Annotated in this window: 11 protein-coding genes and 3 pseudogenes; 13 read left to right on the top strand and 1 reads right to left on the bottom strand. The window is 35.6% G+C overall.

The features are described 5' to 3' along the window. Positions 1-29: 29 nt before the first annotated feature. From SPD89_RS11310 to tnpA, 12 genes and pseudogenes are all read left to right on the top strand, one after another. Positions 30-1154 (top strand): Gfo/Idh/MocA family protein, encoded by a 1125-nt coding sequence (locus tag SPD89_RS11310; RefSeq protein ID WP_442961135.1) that lies wholly within the window; start codon positions 30-32, stop codon positions 1152-1154. An 18-nt stretch (positions 1155-1172) separates the two neighbouring features. Next, on the top strand, positions 1173-2057 hold the full coding sequence (locus SPD89_RS11305; RefSeq protein WP_336262059.1) for a sugar phosphate isomerase/epimerase family protein: 885 nt from the start codon (positions 1173-1175) through the stop codon (positions 2055-2057). Positions 2058-2089: 32 nt separating this feature from the next. Next, the gene (gene iolG, locus SPD89_RS11300; protein WP_336262058.1) at positions 2090-3094 is read left to right on the top strand and encodes an inositol 2-dehydrogenase; all 1005 of its coding nucleotides are present in this window, start codon (positions 2090-2092) and stop codon (positions 3092-3094) included. Positions 3095-3196: 102 nt separating this feature from the next. Beyond that, complete coding sequence (locus SPD89_RS11295; protein WP_336262057.1) at positions 3197-4033, top strand: transketolase; 837 nt, start codon at positions 3197-3199, stop codon at positions 4031-4033. A gap of 2 nt (positions 4034-4035) precedes the next feature. Then, a complete protein-coding gene (locus SPD89_RS11290) occupies positions 4036-4989 on the top strand; it encodes a transketolase family protein (protein ID WP_336262056.1) in 954 nt (317 codons plus the stop codon). A gap of 21 nt (positions 4990-5010) precedes the next feature. After that, positions 5011-6438 (top strand): aldehyde dehydrogenase family protein, encoded by a 1428-nt coding sequence (locus SPD89_RS11285; protein ID WP_336262055.1) that lies wholly within the window; start codon positions 5011-5013, stop codon positions 6436-6438. Between the two features lie 34 nt (positions 6439-6472). After that, on the top strand, positions 6473-7540 hold the full coding sequence (locus tag SPD89_RS11280; protein WP_336262054.1) for a tartrate dehydrogenase: 1068 nt from the start codon (positions 6473-6475) through the stop codon (positions 7538-7540). 28 nt (positions 7541-7568) lie between these two features. Then, a pseudogene (locus SPD89_RS11275) lies at positions 7569-8080 on the top strand (class II fructose-bisphosphate aldolase); the annotation flags it as partial. 119 nt (positions 8081-8199) lie between these two features. After that, positions 8200-8457 (top strand): annotated as a pseudogene (locus tag SPD89_RS23065) (class II fructose-bisphosphate aldolase); the annotation flags it as partial. 194 nt (positions 8458-8651) lie between these two features. Beyond that, complete coding sequence (locus SPD89_RS11265; protein WP_336262053.1) at positions 8652-9848, top strand: MFS transporter; 1197 nt, start codon at positions 8652-8654, stop codon at positions 9846-9848. Positions 9849-10290: 442 nt separating this feature from the next. Beyond that, complete coding sequence (locus SPD89_RS23060; RefSeq protein ID WP_442961134.1) at positions 10291-10494, top strand: peptidylprolyl isomerase; 204 nt, start codon at positions 10291-10293, stop codon at positions 10492-10494. A gap of 273 nt (positions 10495-10767) precedes the next feature. Then, positions 10768-11170 (top strand): annotated as a pseudogene (gene tnpA, locus SPD89_RS11260) (IS200/IS605 family transposase). Between the two features lie 176 nt (positions 11171-11346). Here the strand turns inward: tnpA and SPD89_RS11255 are convergent. Beyond that, the gene (locus SPD89_RS11255) at positions 11347-11898 is read right to left on the bottom strand and encodes a DJ-1/PfpI family protein (RefSeq protein ID WP_336262052.1); all 552 of its coding nucleotides are present in this window, start codon (positions 11896-11898) and stop codon (positions 11347-11349) included. 183 nt (positions 11899-12081) lie between these two features. Between SPD89_RS11255 and SPD89_RS11250 the strand changes: the two genes are divergently transcribed. Beyond that, positions 12082-12330, top strand: coding sequence for a hypothetical protein (locus tag SPD89_RS11250; protein WP_336262051.1), 249 nt, complete (start codon positions 12082-12084; stop codon positions 12328-12330). Positions 12331-12350: the final 20 nt, after the last annotated feature.

Genomic DNA, 12350 nt, shown 5'->3' with positions numbered 1-12350 from the left:
ATCCTTTATTCAACAAAGAGGTGTTTACTTTGAAAGAGGTAAGAATTGGATTAGTTGGTACAGGATGGATGGGGAAATCCCATTCAAAATCTTTTTTAAATGCTTTATATCATTTTGGTGAAGAATATGGAAAACCTGTATTTGAAATGGTTTCAGATATTACTGAAGAAAGTGCTTTAAAAGTAAAAAAACAATTCGGTTTTAAACGATATAGTAAAGATTGGCATGATGTAGTAACAGATAAAGATGTTGATTTAGTAGATATTACTACACCTAATGCTTTTCATTATGAAATTGCAAAGGAAGCTCTATTAAATAATAAACATGTATATTGCGAAAAACCTCTTAGTCTTTCAGCAGGACAGTCAAAAGAGTTAGCAAATTTAGCGAAAGAAAAAGGGCTTGTTAATTATGTAGGTTTTAATAATGTGATGAATCCAGCAACAAAATATATTAGAAGATTAGTTCAAGATGGAAAATTAGGTGAAATAACAAAAGTTTCTGGTACATATGACCAGGATGCTCTTCTGGATCAACAAATTCCAATCTCTTGGCGCCATCTAAAGAAAATCTCTGGTAGTGGCACTTTAGGAGATTTAGGCTCTCATTTATTTAGCGTCCTACAGTTTATTTTAGGAGATATGAAAGCAGTTAATGCTTTAACTCGAACTGTCATTAAAGAAAGACCTGTACGACTTAACTCTACAGAAACGAAAACGGTTGAAAATGATGATGTCGTTATATTATTATCACAATATGAAAATGGCGCAATCGGAACATTAAGTTCTAGTAGAATAGCAACAGGAAGAAAAAACCACTTAAGTTTTGAAATTCAAGGAACGAAAGGAACGGTTCATTATACTTTAGAAAACCTCAACGATGTTCATGTTTACTTTACTAAAGATGATAGTGTAGATAGAGGATTTAGAAGAGTACTACTTGGAAATGACCATGAAGGTTATAGTGCTTTTCAACCAGCACCTGGTATAGCAATTGGATTCAATGATTTTAAAACACTAGAAACGCATGAAGTACTATCAAGCATTACAAAAGGCACTTCTTATATTTGTGATTTTAACTTTGGTTTTAAAGTAGATCGAATTATTGAAGCAATTCTCGAGTCGTCAGAATTGAATAGTTGGGTATTTATATAAAAAAGTGGGGAATGCAATTTGAGTCAATGTAAAATAGGAACTGCTCCCGTTTCCTGGGGAATATGGTTTACAAAAGATGATAAACAGATGTCTTGGAAAAGATGTTTAGATGAAATGGCAATTGCAGGTTACACTGGTATGGAGTTAGGGCCGTGGGGGTTTATGCCAAATAAGGTGCAGAAATTGAAAAATGAACTAGATAAAAGAAATATTCAATTAATATCAACAACATTAATGGACGATCTAACTTGTCCTGATAATACGAATAATATGATAGCACAGCTGGATGAAATGGCATCATTACAGACTCAGTTTGAAGAGGCAAAATATGTCGTACTTATCGATGCTTGTTACACAGATTTATTTACAGGAGAACAAATCCGTAAAAAAGAATTAAATAAAGAAGAAAAAGACATATTTTATCAAAATATCGAAAAAATAAATAATCATGCAAAAAATAAATATGATTTAGAAGTTGTCTTTCATCCACATTCACAAACGCATATTGAAACAGAAGAACAAATTGAAGAATTCTTAAAAAGAACGACTATTAATCTTTGTTTTGATACTGGTCATCATGCCTATATGGACGGAGATGTTATCGAATTTATGAAAAAGCATTATAAAAGGATTTCATATATCCACTTGAAAAATTGTGATTCATCTGTTCTTGAAGCTGTAAGACAAAATGATTGGTCATTGGCAAAAGCGGTTCAAGAAGGTGTAATGGTAGAGCCAGATAAAGGGATTGTTGATATGAGCAAATTTGTTCAACTACTTAAGAAAACAAATTTTGATGGATGGATTATTGTAGAACAAGACATGTATCCAACTCCGTTTGAAAAGCCATTACCAATTGCGAAACGAACGAGAAATTACTTACGAGAAATAGGTATGGGTTGAATAGACATATTTAAAAAGGAGTGTGAAACCAATTGAAAAATACAACAATCGGTATCATTGGTGCAGGTAGAATTGGTAGACTGCACGCCGAAAATATCATTCACTTTTCAAATGTAAGACTTAAGTCAATTTCAGATATTTTTATTGACGATGTAATAGATTGGGCAAAAGAAATTAGAATTGAACAAGTCGTAACAAACTACGAATATATTATTAAGGATGAAGAAATCGATGCAGTTTTCGTTTGTTCTCCAACGAATACACATGCTGAAATCATTATAGAAGCGGCGAAAAATGGAAAACATATATTTTGTGAAAAACCGATTAGTTTTTCAATTGATGAAACAAAAGAAGTTTTAAATGCAGTTGAAAAAGCAGGTGTAAAATTTCAAGTTGGATTTAACCGTAGATTTGATCGTAACTTCCTACGAATCCATGAATCTGTTAAAAAGGGTGTCATTGGGAATCCGCATGTCATAAAAATTACATCAAGAGATCCTGAGCCACCACCAGTAGAATATATTAGGGGTTCGGGTGGTCTATTTTTCGATATGGCGATCCATGATTTTGATATGGCACGCTATCTTGCAAATAGTGAAGTAGTTGAAGTTTTTGCAGTAGGAGCAAATCTCGTTGATCCCGCAATTGGCGAGGTAGGCGATATTGATACTGCAATCACTACGTTAACCTTTGAAAATGGAGCAATAGGTGTCATCGATAATAGTAGAAAAGCAGTATATGGGTATGATCAACGTGTAGAAGTTTTTGGCGATAAAGGTAATCTTACTTGTGAAAATGACCGACCAACAACCGTTGAATTAAGCACGAGTGATGGTGTTCATAAAGATAAACTGAAACATTTCTTTTTAGAACGTTATAAAGATGCATATATAACAGAAACACAAGCATTTATTGATTCAATACAAAATGGTACTCCATTACTTTGTGATGGTAACGATGGATTACGAGCTGAAATAATTGCAAAAGCGGCAAAACAATCTTATCAAAAAGGTCGACCTATTAAAATAAATAATTGATCTAATAATACAAGATAAATTCGTTTATCTTGTTACTATTTGAAAATTCAGTAAAGCGCTTAACCAAAATTTTACTAAATATATTTTTAAGGAGGATTTTAAATGACTTTATCAACAGAAGAGTTAACAAAAAAGGCAACCCAAGCAAGACGTCAAATTATTGAAACAGTTCACTATGCAGGTGCAGGTCATGTTGGTGGACCGATGTCGGCTATCGATCTCTTAATTTATTTATATTTTAAAGAAATGAATATCGATCCATCAAATCCTAGAGGGGAAGATCGTGATCGCTTTGTTCTCTCAAAAGGACACTCAGCAATTGGATTATACTCTGTTTTGGCATTGAGAGGTTTTATGCCGGTTGAAGAATTAAAGACGTTTGATGCTCTAAATTCTCGACTTCAAGCTCACCCGGATATGAATACTTTACCAGGGCTTGATATGTCAACGGGCTCATTAGGGCAAGGAATTTCCGCAGCAGTTGGAATCGCTCTAGGAGCTAAATTACAAAAGAAATATTTCCGTACGTATTGCATTATTGGTGATGGTGAGTCACAAGAGGGGCAAGTTTGGGAAGCGGCAGACATAGCTCCAAAATATAAACTAGATAATTTAGTCGTTATTCTAGATTATAATAAACTCCAACAATTTGGATGGAATGCAGAAGAAGGGAATCGGAAAATCCCAGTCAATGAACCTCAAACAAGATGGGAAGCATTTGGATGGAATGTTATCACAATCGATGGACACAACTTCAATGAAATAGAAGCGGCATTTAAATTAGCAAAGGAAGTTAAAGGGAAGCCGACCATTATTATTGCCAATACAGTTAAAGGTAAAGGCGTAAGCTTTATGGAGAATGAATTCCTGTGGCATTCTCGTGTACCAACAGATGAAGAGTTACATGATGCATTAACAGAATTAAGTGTGGAGGGATAAAAATGGTTAGTTTATTGTCAGAAAAAAAAGAAACGATGAGAGATGTCTTCGGAGAAACGTTATTAGAACTATCAAAAGAAGATGAAAAAGTATATGTGGTGGATGGTGATCTTGCCAATTCCACAAAAATTGACGGAGTGGCGCTAAAAAATCCAGATAAATTTTTACAAATGGGTATTGCCGAACAAAATATGTTAAGTGTGTGCTCTGGACTTGCAACTACTGGTTTACAACCGTGGACTGTTACATTTGCAGCATTTATGTCAAAGCGCGCAATCGATCAAATACAAGTGCAAATTGCTCAACCGCGATTAAATGTGAAGATGTTTGGAGCTTATAGTGGTTTACTTACGGGATTAACTGGAAAAACACACCAAGCTTTAGAAGATATTGCGATATTCCGTTCTCTTGCTAATATGACAGTACTAGCACCAGCTGATAGTGTGGAAGTGAAAAAAATGATGGAATTTGCTCATACCTATGATGGACCTGTTTATGTACGTCTAGCTCGTGATCCATATCCAGTTATTTTTGATGAAGATTACGATTTCAAAATTGGAAAAGCAGTCTCATTAAAAGAAGGAACTGATCTAACTATTATCTCAACTGGAACTCAAACAAGTCGTGCTATTGAAGCTGCTGAGACATTGGAAAAAGAAGGATTATCGATCGCTGTACTTCATATGCCAACGATTAAGCCATTGGATAATGAGGCAATAGTTCAAGCTGCTGAAAAAACAGGCGTTATTGTAACTACTGAGGAACATAGCATTTATGGTGGTCTCGGTAGTGCCGTTGCAGAAGTTTTAGTAGAAGAAAAGCCAGTTCCAATGTTACGTGTAGGTGTAAAAGATCGAAATTCAGAATCTGCACCGAACGAAGAATTACTTGATAAATTTGAGATCGCCCCGAAACATATTATTACAACTGTTAAAGAAGCTTTAAGGAAAAAATAGTACACGAAAGGAAGTTTTTGTATGATCACGGATGTAAAAAAAGAAAAATTATTTATTGACGGTGAATGGATAGAAACTGAAGAAAAACAGAAAGTGTTTAATAAATATACAAGTGAGTTATATGCAGTTACATGTGTGGCAGATGAGAAGTTAGTAAATAAAGCTGTGGAAGCAGCTGTTGATGCACATAAGAATACTACTTTCTCTCCCGAAGCAAGATACAATGTATTAATGAAAGTTGCTTCCTTACTGAATGAGCGTAAAAAAGAATATGCAGAAATTATCGCCAAAGAAGGTGGAAAGCCGATTACTGATGCGTTAGTAGAAGTCAGCCGGTCGGCTTCTACTTTTCAAATTGCTGCTGATGAGACAAAGAAACTAGTCGGTGAAATTATTCCAAACTATAATACTGAGGGCCGTTTTCTCTACACGATTAAGAAACCAGTAGGAGTTGTGGCGGCGATTACACCATTTAATTTTCCGTTGAATTTGGTTGTGCATAAAGTTGCTCCGGCACTTGCTGCTGGAAATCCAGTCATTATTAAACCTGCTTCTGAAACACCTAGTCTTGCTATTCGTTTATGTGAATTACTCGAAGAAGCAGGAGTGCCAAAAGGATTCGTTCAATGTCTTATTGGGGGAGGCCGTACGGTTGGTGAACAACTTTTAAATGATGAGCGAATTGCACATTATACGTTCACTGGTTCCCCAGCAGTTGGAAAACATATTCAAAAAACAATTGGTTTGCGTAAAGCCACGCTTGAATTAGGTTCTAATTCTGCGACCATTGTCCACCATGATGCCGATATTGATAAAGCAGCTGAAAAGTTAGCAAAAATGGCTTTTGCTCATGCTGGTCAAATTTGTATTTCTGTACAACGAATATTCGTTCATGAAGATATAAAAAATGAGTTTATGGATAAATTTTTAGAAAAAGTTGATCAATTAAAAGTTGGCGATCCATTAAATCCGAAAACGAACGTTGGTCCAATGATTAATGAAAAAGAGGCGGAAAGAGTCGAACAATGGGTAGAAGAAGCAAAGGCAGATGGAGCGATTGTCTTAATAGGTGGAATTCGGACAAAAAACATTTTCCAGCCGACCGTTCTAACAAATGTGAAGAAAGGCATGAAAGTTTTAGATGAAGAGTTATTTGCTCCAGTTGTTTCTGTGACATTTTACAGCACTTTGGAAGAAGCTATTAATCTTGTAAATGACTCTAAATATGGTTTGCAAGCTGGTATTTATACTTCTGACATTAATCTTTCCTACCAGATTCCATATTTACTTGAGGTAGGTGGGGTCGTTATTAATGACACTTGTTGCTACCGAACAGATCAAATGCCATATGGTGGTGTAAAAGAAAGTGGAAATGGGAAAGAAGGACCTGCCTATGCAATTCAAGAATTAGTAGAAACGATTACCGTTGTGGTTAATTTAGAAGAGTAGTAAAGTAGAATGATTGAAAAAAGGGTGGTACGAAATGGTCACAAAACGAATTGCAGTTATTCCGGGAGATGGAATAGGACCAGAAGTTGTAAATGAAGGTATAAAAGTAATGCGGAAGGTTGCGGAGTTAGATGGTAACATCGCTTTTGAATTTACATCGTTTCCTTGGGGCTGTGAGTATTATTTAGAGCATGGAAAAATGATGGCTGATGATGGAATAGAACAACTAAGATCATTTGATGCTATTTATTTAGGAGCAGTCGGTTACCCTGGTGTCCCTGACCATATTTCATTATGGGATTTACTATTAATCATTCGTAAGCAATTTGATCAATATGTAAATTTACGCCCTATTAAACTATTGGGCGGAGCAAAATGTCCTATTGGCCATGGTACGAGTGAAAATATTGATATGCTTTTTATTCGGGAAAATAGTGAAGGTGAATATGCAGGTGCGGGTGAATGGTTATTTAAAGGAAAACCAGAAGAAGTGGTTCTTCAAACCGGAATATTTTCCCGTAAAGGTACAGAAAGAATTATCCGCCATGCATTTGAAATTGCAAAGCAAGAAAATAAAACATTAACGAGCGTAAGTAAAGCAAATGCGTTAAATTATTCCATGGTTTTTTGGGATGAAGTTTTTGAAGAGGTTGGCAAAGAATACCCAGAGGTTGAAACATATTCTTATCTAGTTGATGCCGCAGCTATGCATATGATTATAGATCCGGGAAGATTTGAAGTGGTCGTTACCTCCAATTTATTCGGAGATATTTTAACAGATGTCGGAGCTGCTCTTGCGGGTGGTATGGGACTTGCAGCTGGAGCTAATATTAATCCTGAACGAACATTTCCATCCATGTTTGAACCGGTACATGGTTCAGCTCCTGATATTGCTGGAAAAGGAATTGCAAATCCACTTGCAGCGATATGGTCTGTCAGTCAGATGTTTGACTTTTTCGGGCGTGAAGATCTTGGCAAGAAAATATTGGATACGATTGAAGAAATAATGGTTGAGGGGACTGTACTAACTCCAGATCTTGGTGGAATAGCCAAAACAAATGAGGTTGGAGATCGAATCATTCAATTAATAAAATTAAACTAATTCTACGTTTAAAACAAAGGAGTGTTACATGCCTTTAGTTTCGATGAGGGAAATGTTAAATAAGGTCTGAGATAATAAGTATGCTGCTTACAGTCTAATGTAAATAATTTAGGGTACGCACAAGCAATCCTGCGAGCTGTAGATGAAGAAAAAGCACCTGTCATTTTGGTGTTTCAGAAGATGCCGGAAGATATATGGGTGATATTAAAGTCGTAGGATCGATGGTAAAAGCACTAATAGAAGAGTATAAAACAACGGTTCCGGTTGCGATACATTTGGATCATAGCTCAAGTTATGAAAAATGCGCAGAAGCTATTCATGCAGGTTTTATTTCGGTGATGATCGATGGTTCCCATCTACCACTTGATGATAATATTGCATTAACGAAAAAAGTTGTGGAACTAGCGCATATTCGCGCATATTCACGGTATTTTCGTAGAAGCGGAACTTGGTCTAATTGGTGGGCAAGAAGTTGATCTGATTGTTGCCATCCCGTCTGAATGTGACCTAATAGTTAGAGAAACAAATGTCGCTTGTATCCTGGATTCCCGGATTGTGTAACGATAAACTTCGAAACCCCGCGTAAATACTGGAAAGTTCCATTGTTACAAATGTTTAAAGTATAACGGTGGATTCATGAACAAATTTACGATGAGACCTTGATATTACAGCATTTTCAAATTGAACTCGTTATAAATTCCGGGAACTTAGGTTGTATGGTACCTTCATTAGGTTCAGTGCGTGGGTCTTACAAAGGAGAGCCAAACTTAGGCTTTGATCGTATGGAAGAAGTACAGAAATTAACAGGGCTTCTCCTTATACTGCATGGCGGGACAGGAATACCGTTAAAAAATATTCAATGGGCGGTTTTCATTGGAAGTGCAAGAATAAACGTGAATACTGAGAATCAAATTGTTTAAACGAGGAAAATTAGAGAAGTATTGGCAGAAGATACAGAAGGGTACGACCCACCTAAAAATATGGGACCGGGTCGAGATGCAATCAAAGAAACAGTTAATGGCAAAATGGTTGAGTTTGGTTTTACACACAAGGCATAATGGCGTAGGATCTTCTTACGCCTTTCTCTATTAAAAAGTATGTTTAATCGGGGGTGTTACTTATCGCACAAATTTCACTAACATATAGCAGGCAAATTTCCTTAAAATCTCATATTAATTTTAATCTTGCGGTATTTTGTTTTTGGTTTTCCATTTATATTTATGTTCCATTATTTGGTGTGTATTTAGAAAATATTGGGTTTTCTTACTCTGCAATTGGGATTATACTAGGGGCTTATGGAGTTACTCAAATTGTATTCCGTCTTCCTTTAGGAATTTTATCAGATGTTTTACATAAAATTCGGAAGCATTTACTAATTGGTGGATTTATTTGTGCATTTTTGAGCTGCTTCATTCTTATTTATTTTGAAGCTTTTTTACTTGTATTATTCGCCAGATTGTTAGCTGGTATTACAGCTTCTATGTGGGTTATGGCGACCGTGCTATATTCTTATTATTTTACTCCAGATAAAGCCGCAAAAGCAATGGGAACAATGCAGTTTAATACAGTAACTACACAGTTAATCTGTATGGCTGTCAGTGGGTTTCTTATTCATTTATTTGGGTGGAATTTTCCGTTTTGGTTAGGGGCAATTACCTCTTTATTAGGAATTTATTTTGCTTGGAATATCAAAGAAGTTGACGTGAAAAATCAAGATAAGACAGAGTTAAATGTAAAAGAGTATCTAAAAAGTACAAATTCTATTTCTGGTTTAAAAATGGTTACCTTTTTGTCCCTTATTGCCCATGCCGTATTATTCATTACTATTTTTGGGTTTAGCCCTCTTATGGCTGTATCGATCGGAATCAGTGAACATAATTTTGTTTGGTTAATGTGTGCTTTTTTTATCCCTCATGCGTTAATATCTTTAGGATTAATGGTATTTAATTTAGACCCGAAATATAATCGTATGGTATTGGTGGTAAGTTTTATTTTTACTGCACTGTTTTTAATTTGTATCCCATTTGCAAACTCGCTCCTATCAATTAGTTTATACCATGCCGGATTGGGTCTTGCACTTGGCTTCATTTTTCCATTGTTATTAAGTGAAGTAGTCAAAATAAGCCCGAACGATTTAAAAATGTCTGCCATGGGATATTATCAGTCTTTTTATGCTCTTGGTATATTGATAGGACCAATTGTAGCTGGAGTTGTCGCTGAACAAGCAGGTTTAAAAGACGTATTTTTATATATAGCACTCATCACGTTTATTTCTGCATTAATTTTACTTTTTTGGAAACGAAATTAAGATCTACCTTGTGGGTTTACTTGTTTTATGTAATCTAGTCACTTATACATCTTGTAATACCAATGATGTATAGACTTTTGACACTGTCTTTTTTTCATGTTTTCTTTCGCATTCTTTTCCCTAAAAAAGTTAAAATGTTTTAGAAAAATAGCACTTTAGGAGGCAAACAAAATGAATAGATATGTATACATGCTCATAAGTTCATACATTATGGCTAGTTAGTCGCTTGCGGTGGTGGCACACTGTCGGATGATACAGCTGATGAAGGAACGAGCAAGCTACAGAAGAAGCAGACAACAGAGAAGCGACTGAAGAAGAGTTAACAAAGAAAAAACAACAGCAACTGATGACATCCTTATTGTAACTATGACGATGGAAAGTGGCAGAGAGGTGCAGATTGTGTTGTATCTAAATATTGTTCATAACACGGTAAATAATTTTAGTGGAAGACGGTTTTTATGACGGGTTAATTTTTCACCAAGTGATTCCGGGGTTCATGATCCAAAGTGGGGACTCGGAAGAATCAGGGATGGACGATCCCGTCTACGCAATTTCCGTGAAGAATGATGGTTTGTCCGTACAGAATGCGATTTATCGTAATAGAAACTCGGGAATTTATCCGTACAAACTAAAATTTAAACCGTAAAGCAAGGTGATTTAACCGTAAAAGGAAGTTCAACTTCTTATCCGTGTCGTACAACAAGGATTACAGCCTAAATTAAAAGTGTTTATTACACGGCAATAATAACTCCAGATCAAGCCCCACGATTCGCGTGAGGGAACAGAAACGGTAGTACCTTTACGTATGATAAAAAGTCCTCCTTTGCTATAATGACAAAGGTTTCGCAAGCCAATGTCAAGCAGAGGAGGACATCCACAAATGGATAAATCAAGTTTATCACATACAAAGTGAAATGGCATGTATCATATAGTATTTATACCTAAGTACAGACGCAGAACAATGTATGGAAAACTAAGGGAAGATGTTCGAGAAATAATAATCAGAAAGCTTTGTGAGTATAAAGGAATTGAAATAGTGGAGGGAAGTGTATCTATAGATGATGTACATTTATGTGTTAAAATCCCACCTAAATTAAGTGTATCGACATTTATGGACTATCTTTATGGAAATCTTTCTATAAATATTTGAAAGGGAAAAGTGCTTTAATGATATTTGACCGCCACCCAGAATATAAAAGAAAAGGGAATCGAAACTTTTGGGTGAGAGGATATTATGTTGATACAGTTGAAATGAAGAAGTGATCAAGAAGTATATAAAAAATAAAAATGATGCAGATATGATAGAGGATAAGTTGAAATAATCTAGCAAAGAAAGGCTTGCGAAACTACGCCTTTAAGGCGTTGCCAGTAACATGCTCTTATAGGGCTAAATCAAGCCACCTGTTGAACAGGTGGTATATGACATTGTGTTCCGCTACTGTACTTTTGTTTTGTGGAGAAAAAAAGAGAGCTGTTTAGCACGGCTCTCCATCTAATTCTATCTATTCAACTGCTCAAGAAACATTTTCATCAAACCAGGAAGATCAGGCCATGCATGTCCTGAAACTAGATTTCCATCTTCATGTAGTAGTTCATCAATATATTTGCTGCCAGCTGCCTCTACTTCAGGTTTGCAAGCGATATAAGCGGTCATTTCACGCCCTTTAATATGTTCAGGAACCATAGTTAAAACAAGACTTCCATGACAGACAGAGGCAATTGGTTTATTTGCTTCAAAAAAGTGACTTACGATTTTTGGTACATGTTCATTCATACGAATGTGTTCAGGTGAACGACCGCCAGGGATTATTAACCCATCATAATCATCTGGATTTACATCTGCAAAAGCAATGTGGGAATCAATTAGATAACCAGGTTTCTCCGTGTACGTTTCCCAATCTGTAAAATCATGAACGACAGTGTGGATTTTTCTTTTTTCAGAAGCTGCAATTGTTACGTCAATACCTTCTTCTAAACAACGATAATACGGATAATAAATCTCCAGCGATTCTACTGCATCACCAATTAAAATAAGTACTTTTTTCGCCATCAGAAATTCCTCCTTGAAAATTGATTTCAAAGTTTGTATGAATTAGGTTTGTCATATCTATTATTCTACAGGATAAATCCGATATTTCAACATGAGTGGTGAGTTAATTGAATTTTGATTTTACACTATATTATCCGTTCATTCTATATGAAACAGGCATATAGTATGATAGGAGGTGTTTTCATGTTTGAAATATACGATATTGCTGTCGTTCCTGTAATTACGGGACTTGTACAATTGTTTAAAATGGCTGGACTTAAAACAAAATATTCTCCCTTTCTTGCGGTTTTACTTGGAATCCTTTTTGGTGTATTCTATTTTAGTAGTAGTATAAAAGAAGGGGTTCTAGTTGGATTAGTACTTGGATTATCTGCAAGTGGTCTTTACAGTGGCAGTAAAAATGTGATGGAAAAAGAGAAAACAGATGAATAAAACAAAATGATGGCTTAAAA

Origin of the sequence: Pseudogracilibacillus sp. SO30301A, assembly GCF_037072025.1 — a bacterium.
Taxonomy (GTDB): Bacteria; Bacillota; Bacilli; order Bacillales; family Amphibacillaceae; genus Pseudogracilibacillus.
The sequence above is the reverse complement of the archived record's forward strand: the minus strand, read 5'-3'. Positions and strand labels throughout refer to the sequence as shown.

What these genes read in the sequence shown, in the direction of transcription:
- SPD89_RS11290 (WP_336262056.1), top strand. Translation starts at nt 4,036, where the DNA reads ATGGTTAGTTTATTGTCAGAAAAAAAAGAAACGATGAGAGATGTCTTC.
- SPD89_RS11280 (WP_336262054.1), top strand. Translation starts at nt 6,473, where the DNA reads ATGGTCACAAAACGAATTGCAGTTATTCCGGGAGATGGAATAGGACCA.
- SPD89_RS11255 (WP_336262052.1), bottom strand. Translation starts at nt 11,898, where the DNA reads ATGGCGAAAAAAGTACTTATTTTAATTGGTGATGCAGTAGAATCGCTG.
- SPD89_RS11285 (WP_336262055.1), top strand. Translation starts at nt 5,011, where the DNA reads ATGATCACGGATGTAAAAAAAGAAAAATTATTTATTGACGGTGAATGG.
- SPD89_RS11295 (WP_336262057.1), top strand. Translation starts at nt 3,197, where the DNA reads ATGACTTTATCAACAGAAGAGTTAACAAAAAAGGCAACCCAAGCAAGA.
- SPD89_RS11250 (WP_336262051.1), top strand. Translation starts at nt 12,082, where the DNA reads ATGTTTGAAATATACGATATTGCTGTCGTTCCTGTAATTACGGGACTT.